Source organism: Colwellia sp. PAMC 20917 (assembly GCF_001767295.1).
Lineage (GTDB): Bacteria > Pseudomonadota > Gammaproteobacteria > Enterobacterales > Alteromonadaceae > Colwellia_A.
On record NZ_CP014944.1, the window covers coordinates 2,144,710 to 2,161,627 of the forward strand.

At 39.0% G+C, this 16,918-nt stretch carries 17 protein-coding genes; 11 read left to right on the forward strand and 6 right to left on the reverse strand.

What is annotated here, in order from left to right; genetic code table 11:
• Positions 1 to 2: 2 nt before the first annotated feature.
• From rsgA to A3Q34_RS09315, 4 genes are all read left to right on the forward strand, one after another.
• On the forward strand, positions 3 to 1,040 hold the full coding sequence (rsgA, locus tag A3Q34_RS09300) for a small ribosomal subunit biogenesis GTPase RsgA (RefSeq protein ID WP_070375105.1): 1,038 nt from the start codon (positions 3 to 5) through the stop codon (positions 1,038 to 1,040).
• 68 nt (positions 1,041 to 1,108) lie between these two features.
• Positions 1,109 to 1,942: an archaetidylserine decarboxylase gene (gene asd, locus A3Q34_RS09305; protein ID WP_070377086.1), complete on the forward strand. Its 834-nt coding sequence runs from the start codon at positions 1,109 to 1,111 to the stop codon at positions 1,940 to 1,942.
• Between the two features lie 498 nt (positions 1,943 to 2,440).
• Positions 2,441 to 2,821 carry a BlaI/MecI/CopY family transcriptional regulator gene (locus tag A3Q34_RS09310; RefSeq protein ID WP_070375106.1) on the forward strand — a complete coding sequence of 127 codons (381 nt, stop codon included), beginning with the start codon at positions 2,441 to 2,443 and terminating at the stop codon, positions 2,819 to 2,821.
• Between the two features lie 71 nt (positions 2,822 to 2,892).
• Positions 2,893 to 4,878, forward strand: coding sequence for a M56 family metallopeptidase (locus A3Q34_RS09315; protein WP_070375107.1), 1,986 nt, complete (start codon positions 2,893 to 2,895; stop codon positions 4,876 to 4,878).
• A gap of 5 nt (positions 4,879 to 4,883) precedes the next feature.
• Here the strand turns inward: A3Q34_RS09315 and A3Q34_RS09320 are convergent, their stop codons facing one another.
• On the reverse strand, positions 4,884 to 5,381 hold the full coding sequence (locus A3Q34_RS09320) for a Spy/CpxP family protein refolding chaperone (protein ID WP_070375108.1): 498 nt from the start codon (positions 5,379 to 5,381) through the stop codon (positions 4,884 to 4,886).
• Between the two features lie 241 nt (positions 5,382 to 5,622).
• Between A3Q34_RS09320 and A3Q34_RS09325 the strand changes: the two genes are divergently transcribed.
• From A3Q34_RS09325 to A3Q34_RS09335, 3 genes are read left to right on the forward strand one after another with little or no spacing between them, the layout of a single operon-like run.
• A complete protein-coding gene (locus A3Q34_RS09325) occupies positions 5,623 to 6,336 on the forward strand; it encodes a response regulator transcription factor (RefSeq protein ID WP_070375109.1) in 714 nt (237 codons plus the stop codon).
• Positions 6,336 to 7,739, forward strand: a complete 1,404-nt coding sequence (locus A3Q34_RS09330) for an ATP-binding protein (RefSeq protein ID WP_070375110.1) — start codon at positions 6,336 to 6,338, stop codon at positions 7,737 to 7,739. Before A3Q34_RS09325 ends, A3Q34_RS09330 begins: the two co-directional genes overlap by 1 nt.
• A 60-nt stretch (positions 7,740 to 7,799) precedes the next feature.
• Positions 7,800 to 8,840 (forward strand): alpha/beta fold hydrolase, encoded by a 1,041-nt coding sequence (locus A3Q34_RS09335; protein ID WP_070375111.1) that lies wholly within the window; start codon positions 7,800 to 7,802, stop codon positions 8,838 to 8,840.
• A 2-nt stretch (positions 8,841 to 8,842) separates the two neighbouring features.
• Here the strand turns inward: A3Q34_RS09335 and A3Q34_RS09340 are convergent, their stop codons facing one another.
• Complete coding sequence (locus A3Q34_RS09340) at positions 8,843 to 9,781, reverse strand: cation diffusion facilitator family transporter (RefSeq protein WP_231907457.1); 939 nt, start codon at positions 9,779 to 9,781, stop codon at positions 8,843 to 8,845.
• A gap of 95 nt (positions 9,782 to 9,876) precedes the next feature.
• Here A3Q34_RS09340 and trmL point away from each other — a divergent pair, with 95 nt between their 5' ends.
• Positions 9,877 to 10,341 (forward strand): tRNA (uridine(34)/cytosine(34)/5-carboxymethylaminomethyluridine(34)-2'-O)-methyltransferase TrmL, encoded by a 465-nt coding sequence (gene trmL, locus A3Q34_RS09345; protein ID WP_070375112.1) that lies wholly within the window; start codon positions 9,877 to 9,879, stop codon positions 10,339 to 10,341.
• 43 nt (positions 10,342 to 10,384) lie between these two features.
• Here the strand turns inward: trmL and gpsA are convergent, their stop codons facing one another.
• The 4 genes from gpsA to A3Q34_RS09365 are packed head-to-tail and all read right to left on the reverse strand — an operon-like array spanning position 10,385 to position 12,719.
• A complete protein-coding gene (gene gpsA, locus A3Q34_RS09350; RefSeq protein ID WP_070375113.1) occupies positions 10,385 to 11,392 on the reverse strand; it encodes an NAD(P)H-dependent glycerol-3-phosphate dehydrogenase in 1,008 nt (335 codons plus the stop codon).
• 55 nt (positions 11,393 to 11,447) lie between these two features.
• A complete protein-coding gene (gene secB, locus A3Q34_RS09355) occupies positions 11,448 to 11,966 on the reverse strand; it encodes a protein-export chaperone SecB (RefSeq protein WP_070375114.1) in 519 nt (172 codons plus the stop codon).
• Between the two features lie 43 nt (positions 11,967 to 12,009).
• A complete protein-coding gene (gene grxC, locus A3Q34_RS09360; protein ID WP_070375115.1) occupies positions 12,010 to 12,264 on the reverse strand; it encodes a glutaredoxin 3 in 255 nt (84 codons plus the stop codon).
• 26 nt (positions 12,265 to 12,290) lie between these two features.
• Entirely contained in the window at positions 12,291 to 12,719 is a 429-nt protein-coding gene (locus tag A3Q34_RS09365; RefSeq protein WP_070377088.1) for a rhodanese-like domain-containing protein, read from the reverse strand.
• A 251-nt stretch (positions 12,720 to 12,970) separates the two neighbouring features.
• Between A3Q34_RS09365 and gpmI the strand changes: the two genes are divergently transcribed.
• The 3 genes from gpmI (at position 12,971) to A3Q34_RS09380 (ending at position 16,913) form a co-directional block, all read left to right on the forward strand.
• On the forward strand, positions 12,971 to 14,512 hold the full coding sequence (gpmI, locus tag A3Q34_RS09370) for a 2,3-bisphosphoglycerate-independent phosphoglycerate mutase (protein WP_070375116.1): 1,542 nt from the start codon (positions 12,971 to 12,973) through the stop codon (positions 14,510 to 14,512).
• Positions 14,513 to 14,540: 28 nt separating this feature from the next.
• Positions 14,541 to 15,692: a murein hydrolase activator EnvC family protein gene (locus tag A3Q34_RS09375; protein WP_197517672.1), complete on the forward strand. Its 1,152-nt coding sequence runs from the start codon at positions 14,541 to 14,543 to the stop codon at positions 15,690 to 15,692.
• Between the two features lie 456 nt (positions 15,693 to 16,148).
• A complete protein-coding gene (locus A3Q34_RS09380; protein WP_231907458.1) occupies positions 16,149 to 16,913 on the forward strand; it encodes a divergent polysaccharide deacetylase family protein in 765 nt (254 codons plus the stop codon).
• The last annotated feature ends 5 nt before the right edge of the window (positions 16,914 to 16,918 follow it).

Below are 16,918 nucleotides of genomic sequence, written 5' to 3' on the forward strand. Positions count from 1 at the left end.
CCATGTCTAAGCTAAAAAAACTGACTAAAGGTCAGACAAGGCGCATTAAAGATAATCAAGCTAAAAAACTGCGTAATAAACCAGAGCAAGTGCAATGGCAAGATACTGAGTTGGGAGAGCCTGAAAACGGTACTATTCTCAGTCGCTTTGGCCAGCATGCCGATGTAGAAGCAGAAAATAGTGATTGCATACGTTGTAATATACGCCGCGGTGTTAAATCTTTGGTCTGTGGTGATAAAGTTTTATGGCGCAGAGGTAAAGAAACACAACACAGTATTTCAGGAGTCATTGAAGCGGTTCATGAGCGAACGTCGGTATTAAGTCGTCCAGATGTTTATGACGGTGTAAAACCGATAGCGGCAAATATCACCCAAATATTAATTGTCTCTTCGGTGTTACCTGCCTTTAACCCTGATATTATCGACCGGTATTTAGTGGCTGCAGAGCAAACAGGTATCACACCGGTTATCTTACTCAATAAAACTGATTTACTTGATAAAGCCAGTAAAGCCGAAATTGAGCAACATCTTGATATTTATCGTGAGATTGGTTATCAGGTGATTTATGTCAGTAATGAATCTCAACACGGTATTGAAGAGCTTAAGAAACAACTTAGCGAACATACCAGTATCTTTGTAGGCCAATCTGGTGTGGGTAAGTCAACACTTACCAACACCTTAATGCCTGAACTGGGTTTAATGACAAAAATAGTCTCTGAAAACTCTGGTTTAGGTCAACACACAACAACGGTTGCTCGCTTATACCATTTTAAACAAGGTGGTGATTTAATTGATTCACCCGGTATTCGAGAGTTTGGCTTATGGCATTTAACGCCAGCAGAAGTTTATGGTGGCTTTATTGAATTTGAAGATTACTTGGGTGGTTGCCGATTTAGAGATTGTAAACACCAAAATGATCCTGGTTGTGCATTAATAGCCGCCGGTGAAGAAATGAAAATACATCCAAAACGTTTAGCGAGCTTTCAACGCATTTTAGCCAGCCTAGGCGATAATAAATTAACCTCTCGTTTTAACGACTAAATTAATATTAATAATATAAAGGAAATTCAGTGCTTTTAAATAAATTAAAAATCACCCTTCAATACCTTATGCCTAAACATTTGATTTCGCGTTTAGCTGGAAAATTTGCCGCTGCGGAATGTGGCCGAGTAACCACAAAAGCCATTGAGGCATTTATCAAGCATTACGGCATTAATATGTCAGAAGCAAAGCTTAAAAATGCCGAAGACTTTACCACCTTCAACGATTTTTTTACCCGCGAACTTGAAGATGGCGCGCGCCCTATTGATAACAATGAAACAACCCTCTGCTATCCCGTTGACGGTGCTATTAGTCAGCAAGGCGATATTGAAGACGGACGATTAATACAAGCAAAAGGTTTCGATTATTCATTAGAAACCTTGCTGGGTGGTTCATACAACACGGCAAAGCCTTTTCAAGGCGGAAAGTTTTCTTGTATTTATTTAGCACCAAAAGATTATCATCGTATTCATATGCCGATGGCAGCAACATTACGCGAAATGATCTTTGTACCCGGTGATTTATTTTCTGTTAACCCATTAACCGCTAATAACGTGCCTAACTTATTTTCTCGTAACGAACGTGTTGTCGCTATCTTTGATACAAATTCAGGACCTTTAGCTATGGTCCTTGTTGGCGCAACCATAGTTGCCAGTATAGAAACGACTTGGGCAGGTACGATTACTTCACCTAGAGCCAAAGGAATTTTTAGAGAAAGTTACCCCGCTGACGGCGCTGATGCGATCACTTTTGAAAAAGGTGATGAAATGGGACGTTTTAAACTTGGCTCTACGGTAGTATCAACGTTTGGTCCTGGCATGATCGAGTTTGATGTTGATGCTCATCCAGGCACAGTGACCCGCTTAGGTGAACTCTACGCCAATATTGTTAACGCTGATTAACCAAAAAGTCATTGCTCATTAAAGAGCCAGTAGTGAATCTCCTGAAATACGCTATTGGCTTTTGATTGACTGTTATAGGGCTGACGTTCAATACGACCAGCAATCAGGGCAATAAATCTGGGTCGATGATGCCTTCGTAACCAATAACATCGCTAACCACTCTGTTTTGATGTCTTTTCTAGAGTGGGATTTTCTCGATTATCGATAAGTACACAGCCCCCTTTAATCATGGCGCACAGCTAAAAACCATCGAAAATTACGGGTCGATTTTTGATTGATACCACACTAAAAGTTACTGTCATTTTTACTAACTACCTAGCTCGTACTACATTAAACCTTGAGCAAATCAAAAATAAAATCATTTTAAAAACCTTTGTTATCATAGTGATATTTTAAAACAAAGCCACTAACAACAAAAGGTGTTGCTCATTTTATCAACACAAGATACGATTGCATTCGTATATAACTTATAATTATTCATAGTATTAAGGATTTTAGATGGCTCGAGATAATACAAATATCAAGCCTACAGAAGCAGAGTTAACTTTGCTTAATGTTCTCTGGAAAGTCGGTCCAGCAACAGTTCGTCAGGTACATGATGTTGTCAGTAAAACGCAAAAAACAGGTTACACCACTGTTTTGAAGATTTTACAAATTATGCATGAAAAAACCTTGGTCATTCGAGACGAAAGTAATCGTGCCCATGTCTATGCACCATCAAATAGTGAAACTTTTACACAATCTTCATTATTAAAAGACCTAGCTTCAAAGGCTTTTGGTGGCTCAACGTCAAAATTAGTGATGCGAGCTTTAGATGAATCAACCAGTAAAGAAGAAATTGCCGACATTCGTCAATTACTTAATGAGCTAGAAAAATAAAAACTGCTACACTTGTTATAGTACAATTTAAAAAGTGCTAAAACATGGAAGGATAATGTCAGATTAATTTAATGAGTAGTCCATTTTTATACAATTTATCGTTAACCCTTATCCATTTTATTTGGCAAGGGATTTTCGTTGCGCTTGCGCTAAAGTTGGCATTAACGTTTACTTCTTATAAAAAACCACAATGGCGTTATGCGATGGCGTCATTGGCTATGGTGGCTAATTTATTATTGCCTTTTTTTACCTTCTATATTATCTCTCAAGCTGACTTTCAACAATTTGGTCCTTTATTAAATAACAGCATCTTGCTAAGCGATATCATTAATAATGACGCCCAAAATACTGCTGTCTGGTATTCCAATGCGGTTGAATTCTTACCCTATTTATCATTAACATGGGTAACAATAAGCTTTGCCTTAGCGATAAAGCTGTTCATCGAATTATATAATGTTAACCAACTACCCAAAATAGGCACCTCGCCGGCAAATGCTGAACTTGAAGCCAGATTTCAGCAATTAGTTGAACAAGTAAAATTAACCTGCTCACCTCGACTATTAATCTCGCTTAAAAATGATGTACCTATGGCAATAGGTTGGTTGAAACCGATAGTACTTGTTCCCGTTACTATGTTGACAGGTTTAACACCCGCACAACTTGATATGTTGATATTGCACGAACTGGCACATATTCGTCGACATGACTATCTAGTTAACTTCATTCAGACCTTGGTAGTAATCTTTTTATTCTTCCATCCTGCTGTGCGTTGGGTGTCAAAGCAAATGCGTAATGAACGTGAATATTGTAGTGACGATATTGCTGTGCAGCATTGTGGTAACCCTGTTGCTTATGCGCACACGCTGGCAGATACCGCTTCAATATGTGACAGCCACCGTCATCATTCTATTCCCGCTATGGCAATGGCGGCATCGGGTGGTGATTTAAAGCAACGCGTTCTGCGTTTAATTGACCACGACCAGCACTGTTCAACAACGACTCACTCAGCAAAATGGTTAGCGTCTGTCGTCATTATTTTCTCAATTATTACTGTTGGCAGTAAAAAATATATCCAAATTCCTAGCTTAGATATAGGCACTGATACCATTCCTTTATACCGCAGCGCCGATGATGATGGCTTCAAAACATATACAGATAATGGCGATAAAATAGCGTTACCTTCTTTGGCGCAGCAATTATTACACCGAGGCAATGAAAGTAATGCCTTAGAAAACAAACTACCCGCAAAGATGATAGCGCCATTTTTTCCTAAAAAGACCAATAAAAATCCAGTAAATGTTGAGCATAAAGTCGGGCAAGCTTACCTTATGAGCAAAGACACTACTGAAAACAGGGGTACTGTCATCAATCCCCAAAAAAAGAACACAGTCGATACTTTAGCAGCAGTCATAAACAATAAATTAGTCGAGCTAAAAAAGGCTAAATCTGAACCTTTAAGTCATTTTACTGAATCTTTGGCTGTTCAAAAAAATCAAGCTGACCTGTCTAGTACTCAGGTAAAGATAAAAAAATCTTTAGCTCAATTGGCATTAAGTCAAACGGTTACTATGGGTAAATCGCCAGCAGAGTTAGCCTTTGAGCGCACCGACTCAACCAAAAAAGCTTCGTTATTAAAAAACCCATATGCGGCACAAATAGCTAATTTGACTAAGCAGCCATTAGCCATAAATTCGCACTTAGCATTACCAACGGCTCGTCGCTCAGCGATGATAAAGCAAGTACTTTCCTCGACAAGCGAATCGACAACTAACTACATGCCAGAGCGCGCACCCGCGCAATTACTGACATCGACATACCCGAAATATCCTGCCAATGCTAAGCGAAAAGGTATTGAAACGGATGTAGAAGTTACATTCACCATAGATAAAAATGGCTATGTACGAGATATTCAATACGATGGTGAAGGCAGAGTCAGTTATTTTCGTAATACTATTCGTTCATCATTAGAAAAATGGCGTTTCACCCCGGCGAGTTATAATGACCAACCGGTAGAAAGCACCATGTCTAAAATATTTTCTTTCAGTATTGCTAAATAACAAGATTACTCAGCATGATGCTTTCTTCTGCCATCATGCTTTTGGTGTGACTGCATTTTTTCTTTTTGTACGTCCGTTAATATCATCATAAAACTGTGTTCTTTCTTTGCTTTAATTAAAGCTTTTTGTGCAATAATATCTTGGTATTGACTTTGTAAATCAATAAAAGCTTGTTCATTAAAGTGCTCTTCCATCAGTAACGCTTTACGTTGTTGATGAAATCCTTGCATGCTCTCTTTTAATACTGAATGACTTGTTTTTGCTGTTTTATTTATCGCCTTTGCCTGCTCACGTTGTTCTTCAGTAAGCGCTAAATACTTCGCCATTCGTTTAAAATCACCTTTCATACCACGCTTTGATTTGTACTGATGGTGACCGGTATGCTTGGCATCATGACGGTCATTGTTAACGCCATTACCGTTATTAATGGCCAACGCTGCGGTACTTGCTAAGGATAAAGTTAATAATGCACTGGCTAATAAAACTGAACGTTTACTTTTCATAAGATTTACCTCTGGGTTAAATAGATAATAATATCGATTAAGTGAATTAATCGATTACTGAGCGAGCCCGGTGAATCGATTCATTCTTCTAAGTGAGGTAACTATAAACCTTGCAACGCAAAGAAACGCAAGGCAGTGTAAAGTTTTTGTAAAGGCAACAACAAAGTCAGTTTTCTAATAACAGTTAAGTTAATATTAAGATACGCCAAATACCGCCACTAACGAAAGATAACAAAACCTCATGAGCAAACAGAAAATATTAATCATCGATGACGACAAAGAACTCACTGAGTTATTAACTGAGTATCTATCGTATGAAGGATTTGAATTAGAAGCTTGCCATGATGGTGTTAGTGGTCTGGCACGTGCTTATGATGAACAATTTTCACTGATATTACTTGATGTTATGATGCCCAAACTAAATGGCTTTGAAGTATTAAAAGCCTTAGGTGGCCAGCATAAAACGCCAATTTTAATGTTAACGGCTAAAGGTGATAACGACGACAGAATATTAGGCTTGGAGCTAGGCGCCGATGACTATTTAGCGAAACCTTTTCAGCATCGTGAATTACTGGCACGCATTAAAGCTATTTTACGGCGTATTAAAATAGTTAAGTCCAATGAAAGTACTGTTAGTCATCAGCAAATTAATGAGGTCAGGCTTGAACATAGCACTCGTCAAGCTTTTTGCCATCAACAGTTAGTTGAATTAACTGGTACCGAGTTTCAAATATTAGCTTTGCTGATGAATAATGCCAGTCAAATCGTCAGTAAAAATGAAATATCAGAACAAATATTGAAACGAAAATTGAGTGCTTTTGATCGCAGTATCGACATGCACATCAGTAATATTCGCCGTAAGTTACTCGAGTTTTCTGCAAGTGATAAATTAAAAACCATTCGCGGCGCTGGTTATATCTTCCTCACAGGAGAAAGCACGGGGATAAATGGCTAATGCTCAATAAAATTAGACAGTCATTTTCATCGATTGGCTTTAAGATATTTTTATGGTTTTGGCTGTTCGCCTTAAGCTCTATTATAGCAACACGATTTATCTCAGCCCAGTTAGCACAGAACAGTATTGTTTTACCTGCGCACCATGGCGACTTAAAAAAATTGCACCGTATCGCTAAACGTATTGAAAGAAATAATATGTCAGCCGATGGACTTTTGCGATATCGAGGGAAATCGCCTAATGAAGCTATCATTATCAGAAATATTGATAGTGGTCAGCTCACCACCGATAGTAGCCGTTTTTTAAAAGACTTGGTTAGCTACCTAGAAAAAAATCGCTTTTCAGCCATCACCTCTATTCAATTTCCGAGATCTCGTATTACCGGCCCTAAAAATATCATCTTAGATAATCAACCCGTCGAACTATATTTAGCTATTAAAGGTCAGTCTCGACATTTTGATTCCTTTATTATGCAACTGCCCAATTGGTTGAAACTTGCCATCCCCATTGCGGTCAGTGCTCTATTAGCCTGGTTATTAGCACGAACGTTAATTAAGCCAATATTGGCAATACGACGTGCGGCAACCGATATTGGTAACGGCCAGCTTGATGCCCGTATCGAACATGCCAATAAAAGAAAAGACGAACTGGGTTCACTTGCCACCAGCTTTAATACGATGGCAGACAAGTTATCATTAAATCTAACCGCTAATCAGCGTTTATTAGCCGATGTTTCCCATGAGCTTCGTTCACCGATGACTCGCTTACAACTTGCGGTTGGTCTAGCTCAGCAAGCGATTAACAAACCCGAGTTGCAAAAAAAACATCTCGCGCGCTGTGAACTAGAAGTCAGCCGTTTAAATGAAATGATAAGCGATGTGCTTTCTCTTTCTCGATTAGAAAACACCTTTCAAAAAATTAATTTGCAAACCGTTCATCTCGATGAATTATTAGCCGATATCTGTCAAGACTGCCAGTACCTTGCTGACGAAAAACATATCTTAATTACTATGAAGCACTTTTTCTCTTTGGATTTACCTGGAGATCAAAATTTATTAAGCAGTGCTTTTAGTAATGTCATTATTAACGCCATTAAATATAGCCCAAAGCACAGTGAAGTGGTCATCTCTATGGCGAGTGTTATTCTCAATCAACAAGACAGTATTAAGATTATCATTAGCGATAGCGGTGATGGCGTTCCTCAAAGTACCATCGAAAAACTTTTTCAGCCTTTTTATCGTGTCGATGAAGCCCGAGATAGAAACACGGGTGGCACCGGCTTAGGCTTAGCCATAGCACAGCAAGCAGTATTAGCACATAATGGTGCGATAAGTGCTAAAAACAACGACTCTGGTGGTTTATCTGTAACCATTATTTTGCCAATAAGCACAACACTGACATAAAACTGATGAACATAAGTGAATTATCACCGCTAATGTCATGCGACCTTAGGATTAAACAACATGGCTTTAGCGAAAATCAATAGTAATGACTATGGCAAAGAAAGTGAGCTTAGTGCTCGCTTATCAACTGAAATAAAACAGTTTTGGCAACAAGGTTACTTCTCATCTTTTAGTGGTGTCAATAAAATAAGAATAAATTACGTAACCTTTACTCACTGCAAAAACCAAGAAAATCTTGTACTGGTTACCGGAAGGTCTGAAAGTTATCTAAAGTATCAAGAACTCGCCTTTGACTTGTATCAGCAAGGTTATAATATATTTATCGTCGACCACCGTGGTCAAGGTTTGTCACAACGATTGTTGAATGATGGCCAAAAAGGCTATGTAAAAAAATTTGATGACTACGCCGAAGATCTTAAAAAATTTATTGATGATGTTGTTTTAGAAAGTGCCACAAATAATCCCAGTAAAACACGTCCTAAAAAACCCCATCTATTAGCACATTCGATGGGGGGAGCCATTGCTGTGCGCATGATGCAGTTATACCCACTGTCAGCTAAATCTGCGGTATTAACCTCGCCAATGATTGCAGTTAACTACGGCAATATCGCTAACTGGCTTGCTCAAGGGATTATTTATTTAGGGGATTTCTTTAACGCTTGCTTAGCTGCTGAAGCTAATTTTTTTATGGGACAAACGGCCTTTAACGACACACCTTTTGCTGAAAATGAGCTTAGTCAATCGACTGTTCGCTACCAAGTTTTTGTGGAACTTTATCAGAAAAATAAAGAGATACAATTGGGCGGTGTCACCACTCATTGGCTCAAAGAAGCCATTATCGCTAAGAAAAATATTTTTGCAGATTTAGCTAAATTGACTACACCTATCTTAGTCATGCAGTCAGGTAACGACACTATCGTTTGTAATAAAGCGCAAAACACTTTCTGCCAGCAATTACACCAATACCACAAAGAGTCTTGCCCTGAAGGCAAACCTTTCACTGTCGACAATGCGCGGCACGAGCTTATGTTTGAGCAAGACCAGTATCGCAGCCCCGCCTTAAGAAAAGCGCTGCAGTGGTTTGATACACATTCAACTTAGTTTTATTTCTGTTGCGGTTCTTGGTCTACATTAACCGTTTTAATGGCTACCACTGAAGTAGGATCATGATGAATAAACACTTCGCAAGGCGAGAATTTCGCTTCAATTTCTTCTTCTATAGCTTCACCAATATCGTGGGCTTCCAGTAAAGACAGTCGGTCATCAAGCTCTAAATGAAATTGAATAAAGCGCTGCGGGCCTGATTGTCGGGTTCTTAAATCATGAACACCTAAGGTCGAATCATGAGCAACCACAATAGCGGTAATTTGAGTCTGCTCTTCTTCACTCAGTTCATGATCCATTAAGTTGTGCACACTTAAGTAAATAATTTTTAAAGCGCCACTCAATAGCAACACCCCAACAAGACAAGTAAATATGCCATCTGCATAGAGAGAGTAGCCGCTGCTTAAAATCAACGCCGCTAATACGCCCAGGTTTAATAATAAATCTGACTGGTAATGCAAAGCATCAGCACTAATGGCAACGGAACGGGTTTTGGCAATCACAAAACGTTGCAACACCACTAATAACAGTGTCATCACGATAGCTATAATCGTCACCACTATGCCTATTTCTGTTTTAACAACCAGTTTGGGGTGAATAATTCGGTCAAAGCCATGAAAGATCAATAACAAGGCAGAACCGGTCACAAAAGCGGCTTGTACTAAACCCGCTAAACTCTCGGCTTTACCGTGACCAAATTTGTGTTTTTCATCGGCGGGTGCCAAAGCATAATGAAGAATAACCACATTCATCAACGAAGCAAATAAATCCAACATCGAATCGGTGGCCGAAGCCAGCATTGAGCTAGCATCTGTGACAACCCAAGCATACAATTTCAAAAGAAAAAGTAATAAGGCCGTTGCGGTAGCGGCGAAAGCAGCCACTCTGACCCAAAAACTGTAGTCATTTTGTTTTGATAAAGCTTCACTCATAGTCATTACTTTTCCATGCTTGCTACTTAAGCGCTAATTTGTACAATATAGTAATTCGTTTGGTATAATACCTTATCATCTTCGAATTTAAGTACATTTTTATGTTAGACGTCGTTTTGTTTCAGCCACAAATTCCACCAAATACCGGTAATATTATCCGCCTCTGTGCGAATACAGGCTTTAGGTTACACCTCATTGAACCCTTTGGCTTTGACCTAGACGATAAAAAACTTCGCCGCGCGGGTTTAGATTACCATGAGTTTGCAGCCATTAAGCGCCATAAAGATTATCAAGCTTTTATCGAAAGTGAACAACCTGAGCGAGTTTTAGCGGTGACCACTAAAACAACCAATTACTATGGTGATATTGCCTTTAAACCTGGGGACTATTTACTTTTTGGCTCAGAGACCAGTGGTTTGCCAGAAGAAGTAAGACAGCAAATACCCGATGAGGATAAAATTCGTATCCCGATGCTAAAAGACAGCCGGAGTATGAATTTATCGAATGCCACCGCAGTGCTTATTTTTGAAGCTTGGCGACAAATGGGCTTTGAAGGCTCAGTTTAACTTCACAATAGTAAAGATAAACAGAGCCAAACAAAGTGTAAAATTATTCGACAGTACGGTCGCGAGAAAGTAAATCAGCAGCGGCTAGCTTTGCTGATTTGCCGCAATAAAGTACCTGATAGACTTGCTCGACTATCGGCATTTCTACGCCCATACGTTGTGCTAACATATAAACTTCTTTGGTATTACGATAACCTTCAACAACTTGGCCAATATCTGTCATCGCTTTTTCAACATCAACGCCGCTGCCAAGTGCTAAGCCAAATCGACGATTACGTGATTGATTATCAGTACAGGTTAGGACTAAATCACCTAATCCAGCCATCCCCATAAAAGTACTTGCCTCGGCATTAAGTGCACAGCCCAAACGTGTCATTTCAACTAAACCACGGGTAATTAACGCAGTACGAGCATTGGCACCAAAGCCAATACCGTCGGCGATACCAGCACCGATAGCGATAACATTTTTAACCGCACCACCGAGTTGTACACCAATAAAGTCTTTATTTGCGTAAACCCGAAAGGTTTTGCCACAATGTAATAGATCAGAAATTTCAGTGACAAAATCATCATCAGTTGACGATAATGAAATAGCCGTTGGTAAGCCAGCAGCCATCTCTTTTGCAAAGGTTGGCCCAGAAAGTACGGCCAATGAAATATCATCTCCCAGAACATCACGGGCAACATCTTGCAGTAATCGTCCTGTTTTATGATCTAAACCTTTGGTTGCCCAAGCTATTTTAGCCTTTGGTAATAAGTAGGGTTTAATTTGGCTGAGCATTTCGCCGAAGGCATGGCTGGGGACAACCACTAAAATGTTTTCACTCGCTTGAACAGCACTTTCAAGATCGTTAGTCGTTGTTAGTGAGGGTGGAAACTCACTACCCGGTAAATATTTCTCATTCGAGTGAGATGCTTGCATTTGCGCAATGTGTTGAGGATCTCGTCCCCATAATACGGTTTTGTGACCATTTCGAGCGAGACAAATAGCAAGGGCAGAGCCATAAGACCCTGCCCCCAAAACCGTGATTTTTGCCGTTAATTTCGACATATCATCACTTCCATTTTATTGTTACTACTAGCCGATTTTTAAGAAAAACCGTTAATTAGTGAGTTTCACTGCTCTCAGGTATCTGTTCAGTTTTTGCTTGTGCGGCACGTTGTTGAACATATGAAGCAAATAGTGCTTCAAAGTTTACTGGTGCTAAATTAATTTGTGGAAATGAACCACGACTCACTAAATTCGCCACTGACTCACGTGCATACGGAAATAATGTCGTTGGGCAGAATGCACCGATAGTATGAGCAAGTTGTGCTTCAGGTAAATTACCAATAGAAAAGATACCAGCTTGTTGGACTTCAGCTAAAAAGGCCGTTTGTCCATCAACAGTCGCGGTAACGGTTACTGACAGAACAACTTCATAAGTATCTTCAGCCAATTTATTTGATTTAGTATCTAAATCTAATTGAATTTCAGGTTTCCAATCTTTTTGGAAAATAGCAGGAGAATTTGGCGTTTCAAAAGAGATATCTTTTGTATAAATACGTTGAATAGCAAATTGTGGTGCGGCTTGTTCAGTAGCGGCTTCTGGCGCATCAGCGTTGTTGGTGTTCTCATCAGACATAGTTTTTTCCTATTGTATTTATTATTTTATATAATGATGACTTTTAATCTTTTGCTAAAAGTTCATCTAATTTATTAGCGGCGTGAAGTGCGAATAGTTCATCGCAGCCCCCGACATAATGATCACCAATAAAGATTTGTGGCACAGTTACACCGCCACTACGCTTGATCATGGCATTGCGCAATTCTGTATTATTGTCGATTTTAATTTCATTAAAGCTTACTTGTTTCTCTTCGAGTAAAGCTTTTGCTCGCATACAGTAAAAACAAGTTACTTTAGTATAAATATCAACTGTCATATCAAACCTTTATTAGTTATTAGCTATTATTTTTTAACCAGTGGTAAACCGGCATTGACCCAAGAATTCATACCACCCTTTAACAAGCTTACTTTAGTAAAGCCTGCTTTAAGTAATTGATTAGCAACCGGGGAAGCAGTAATTCCTGCGGTACATACAACTATGATGGGTTTATCTTTATAGTTTTCAAGGGTAGCAAAATCATTATTTGATACTTTCTCTTTCACTAAGTTTTTTGAATCGATGATACGACTCGCTTTAAATTCTTTTTCGGTACGAATATCGACGACTACACCTTCTTCACGGTTTACTAAAAAAGTAAGTTCCTGTGTAGATATTTGCTTAATAGGCGACATTTGAATACGAATAGTCGTCACAATAATAAGAACGACAATAGCTGCCCAAGCAGCGCTTAGCACTGGATGATTACCAGCAAAAATAATTAATTGATCCATAAAAATAATAAATATTGGTTGAATAAAAAGTTGACGATAGTATACAGAATTACCAAGCAAACCCAAAAAGAACTTTACGTGATAAGCGATTAAATCAATGAAAAGGTTTTTTTTGTTGATACAACCGACCGATAACGAGTAAAAGCACACAATTCATTTGAAATGTTTTGTCTAATACCACACAAGCAATTCTTGATTTGCCTTGGTATACTGGTGAATAATTAGCTAATTTCACCGTTATGGAAACTAAAATGCCAAATAAAAAACCTACCGTATTACTGATTTTAGATGGTTGGGGATACCGAGAATCTACAGAATCTAATGCTATTTTTCATGCAAGAACGCCGGTACTCGACGATTTAAATGCTCGCTATCCACATATGTTAATTGGCACCTCGGGTATGGCAGTAGGTTTACCTGACGGACAAATGGGCAACTCAGAAGTGGGTCACGTTAATTTAGGCGCTGGTCGTATTGTTTATCAAGACTTCACTCGTATTACCAAATCGATAAAAGATAAAGAATTTAACAGCAACAAAGCACTTAATGATGCGGTTGACCAAGCCATTAAAAATGATAAAGCCGTACATATTTTTGGCTTATTATCACCAGGTGGCGTTCATAGCCATGAAGATCATATTTTTTCAATGCTCGAACTCGCTAAAGAAAAAGGTGCCGGTAAAATTTACTTACACGCTTTTCTAGATGGTCGTGATACACCACCTCGAAGCGCAGAAGCGTCATTGATTAAAGCACAAGAAAAATTCCAACAGCTAGGCTGCGGCCAGATAGCTTCGGTAATTGGTCGTTATTATGCCATGGACCGTGACCAACGTTGGGATCGTGTCGAATTAGCCTACAACTTAATGGTTAGTGGTGAAGCACAGTATAAATATTCAAGCGCAACGGAGGCATTAGCCGCCGCTTATGCCCGTGATGAAAATGACGAGTTTGTTGCCGCTTCAGCAATTTTAGACGAGAACAACCAAGCTATAGAAATTGATGATGGTGACTCCTTAATTTTTATGAATTTTAGAGCCGACCGGGCCCGTCAATTTACTCGTTGCTTCACTGAACAAGACTTTTCTGGCTTTAAGCGTAACAAGTGTCCTGCTATTGCTGACTTTGTCATGCTCACCGAATATGCCGGTGACATAAAAGCCAATATCGCTTTCCCTAAAGTAGCACTTGAGAACGTACTGGGTGAATGGTTAGAGAAAAATAACAAAACGCAATTACGTATTTCAGAAACAGAAAAATATGCGCACGTTACCTTCTTCTTCAGCGGTGGTAAAGAAAGTGAATTTGTTGGCGAACAGCGTATTTTAGTACCTTCACCACAAGTTGCCACTTACGATTTACAACCAGAAATGAATTCAGCATTACTCACTGATAAATTAGTCGCCGCCATTGAAAGCGGTGAACACGACTTTATCGTTTGTAATTATCCAAATGGTGATATGGTGGGTCATACTGGAAAGTTTGATGCTGCCGTAGCTGCTTGTGAAGCGGTTGATAGCAGTATTGGTCGTGTTGTTGCCGCCTTAGAAAAAGCAGGAGGCGAGTGTTTAATTACCGCTGACCATGGCAATGCTGAACAAATGGTTGATAACAATTCAGGGCAAGCACACACCGCGCATACTTGTGAACCTGTGCCGCTAATTTATATTGGCCGACCCGCTCAACCAGCAGAAAATGGCGCATTGAGCGATATTGCGCCAACAATATTACAGCTGATGGATATAGAGCAACCCGGGCAAATGACCGGTCATTCGTTAATGAAGTTTATTTAAGAAAATTATTATTAAAATGAAATTTACCGTGAAAAAAATATCTTTATTTGCATCAATATTCAGCCTTAGCTGGGTATTGATGTCGGTGAACGCCACTGAACAGACGTCGAGTAATGGTGATACGACCAATAAAACCAATCAAGCATTGTCGAAAGTTCAGCTGCAAATAGTTGAGCAAGAAAAATCGATTAAACAAACGAGCAATAAACGCTCATCTTTAGAAAATCAATTAAGAAATGACGATATTTCAATCGCTAAAATAGTAAAGGCGATGATTAAAACCCAAGATGATTTTCAAGATACTGAGCAAACATTAAAAGAACTCGCGCAAGAAAAAATAACCTTAACGCACAAAAAACAGCAACAAGAAAAAGTGTTAGCCCAACAATTAAGAGCCGCCTATACATCGGGACATCACGACTATATTAAATTATTACTTAACCAGCAAAGCCCTGCTAGCGTAGAGCGTACCGTTACCTATTATAAATATTTGAACGATGCTCGCATCAAAGAAATTGACCAATTTCAGATTGTCTTAAGTGATTTACTCGCCGTAACCACACAACACCAAGAGCAAGCTAAAAAGTTAAACACTATAAAACAACAACAAGCCGAACAAAAAATCGTATTTCAAAACACTAAGCAAGAACGAAAGAATACCATTCGCGCATTAAATAAAGAGCTGCTTGGTAGCAAACAGCTGTTAGCTCAATTAGTGGCAGAAGAACAAAATTTAGTGGTGGCATTACAACGAATCGCAGCATTAGCACAACAAAGTACAGAATTAGTTGGCCTAAAAAAACTTAAAAGAAAACTTTCTTGGCCGGTTAAAGGCAAAATTAGCCACAGTTTTGGCTCTCGTAAACAAGGTTACTTAAAATGGAAAGGTATTTTGTTAGCCGCTCCTGTTGGTAAACAAGTTAAAGCCATTCATAACGGCACAGTATTATTTTCAGATTGGTTAAAAGGTTATGGTTTAGTCACAGTGTTAGATCATGGCGCCGGCTATATGAGCCTATATGGCTATAACCAAGCGTTATTAAAGTCAGTAGGTGACCGGGTAGAAACCGGTGAACCGATAGCACTTGTTGGACAAAGTGGTGGGCAGAGTCAATCTGGATTATATTTCGAAATACGCAGCGATGGTCAGGCAGTAAACCCTAAAGCTTGGTTTAAATAAAGTAAAAATATAGCGCCTATTGAGTCTTATTATTTCTGCTAATAAAAACAGTCAATCTGCTGTAATTATTTCGAAATACGCAGCGATGGTCAGGCAGTAAACCCTAAAGCTTGGTTTAAATAAAGTGAAAATATAGCGCCTATTGAGTCTTATTTTTTCTGCTAATAAAAACAGTCAATCTGCTGTAATTATTTCGAAATACGCAGCGATGGTCAGGCAGTAAACCCTAAAGCTTGGTTTAAATAAAGTAAAAATATAACGCCTACTGAGCCTTACTTTTTCTACTAATAAAAACAGTCAATCCGCTGTAATTATTTCGAAATACACACTAATGCGTCAGGCAGTAACCCCTAAAATGTGGTTTAAATGAAGATAAAAAGTTAACTTCTCCTCGATTTTAACTTTTTCTACTGATAATCTCGGTTAATAATGATGTTTTCCAAATTAAGAGTTCTTTTGCCATTATTCCCACAACTATTTATTTTATTGACGTTACTAAGTATAACGCCTTTAGCAACGGCTAAAAACGCACAAGTCGCCATTATTATTGACGATATTGGTTACCGAAAAAGTGATGCTGCCGTGCTAACCTTACCCGGCGCAATAACCTTAGCTATTCTCCCCCATACGCCTTATGGTAAAAGACTGGCTTTAGCAGGCTATCATAAAAATAACGAAATTATTTTGCACATACCAATGGAAGCAGAGAATGATAAAAAGCTAGGGCCTGGCGCACTAACCGTTAAAATGAATGAAGAGTCAATCCGCCATCAGTTAGCACTTGCTTTCGCTGAGATACCTTTTGCTATTGGTATCAACAACCATATGGGGAGTAAACTAACTAAACTTTATAATCCAATGATGTGGACCATGCGCTTTTTAAAAGAGCGAGATTTAATTTTTGTCGACAGCGTTACTACCAACAAAACCAAAGCAGAAGATATCGCCCTTCAGGTCGGCGTTCCAACAACCCACCGACAAATATTTTTAGATAACGAATTAACCACTGACTATATTGATCAACAATTTATGCAGCTTATAGAGCACGCCCAGCAATATAAATCAGTGGTGGCTATTGCGCACCCTCACCCTGAAACGATCGCAGCACTCAATCGTTTAATACCGTTACTCGCAGCCCTTGATATTGACTTAGTGCCCGTTTCATCCTTAATAGACTCACCCAAAATCCTGCAAGACCTGACTGTCATAACTGAAGACTAAAAATT

Excerpts from the sequence above, each read along its gene's own strand:
- rsgA (WP_070375105.1), top strand. The coding sequence starts at position 3 with ATGTCTAAGCTAAAAAAACTGACTAAAGGTCAGACAAGGCGCATTAAA.
- asd (WP_070377086.1), top strand. The coding sequence starts at position 1,109 with ATGCCTAAACATTTGATTTCGCGTTTAGCTGGAAAATTTGCCGCTGCG.
- A3Q34_RS09310 (WP_070375106.1), top strand. The coding sequence starts at position 2,441 with ATGGCTCGAGATAATACAAATATCAAGCCTACAGAAGCAGAGTTAACT.
- A3Q34_RS09315 (WP_070375107.1), top strand. The coding sequence starts at position 2,893 with ATGAGTAGTCCATTTTTATACAATTTATCGTTAACCCTTATCCATTTT.
- A3Q34_RS09320 (WP_070375108.1), bottom strand. The coding sequence starts at position 5,381 with ATGAAAAGTAAACGTTCAGTTTTATTAGCCAGTGCATTATTAACTTTA.
- A3Q34_RS09325 (WP_070375109.1), top strand. The coding sequence starts at position 5,623 with ATGAGCAAACAGAAAATATTAATCATCGATGACGACAAAGAACTCACT.
- A3Q34_RS09330 (WP_070375110.1), top strand. The coding sequence starts at position 6,336 with ATGCTCAATAAAATTAGACAGTCATTTTCATCGATTGGCTTTAAGATA.
- A3Q34_RS09335 (WP_070375111.1), top strand. The coding sequence starts at position 7,800 with ATGGCTTTAGCGAAAATCAATAGTAATGACTATGGCAAAGAAAGTGAG.
- A3Q34_RS09340 (WP_231907457.1), bottom strand. The coding sequence starts at position 9,781 with ATGACTATGAGTGAAGCTTTATCAAAACAAAATGACTACAGTTTTTGG.
- trmL (WP_070375112.1), top strand. The coding sequence starts at position 9,877 with ATGTTAGACGTCGTTTTGTTTCAGCCACAAATTCCACCAAATACCGGT.
- gpsA (WP_070375113.1), bottom strand. The coding sequence starts at position 11,392 with ATGTCGAAATTAACGGCAAAAATCACGGTTTTGGGGGCAGGGTCTTAT.
- secB (WP_070375114.1), bottom strand. The coding sequence starts at position 11,966 with ATGTCTGATGAGAACACCAACAACGCTGATGCGCCAGAAGCCGCTACT.
- grxC (WP_070375115.1), bottom strand. The coding sequence starts at position 12,264 with ATGACAGTTGATATTTATACTAAAGTAACTTGTTTTTACTGTATGCGA.
- A3Q34_RS09365 (WP_070377088.1), bottom strand. The coding sequence starts at position 12,719 with ATGGATCAATTAATTATTTTTGCTGGTAATCATCCAGTGCTAAGCGCT.
- gpmI (WP_070375116.1), top strand. The coding sequence starts at position 12,971 with ATGCCAAATAAAAAACCTACCGTATTACTGATTTTAGATGGTTGGGGA.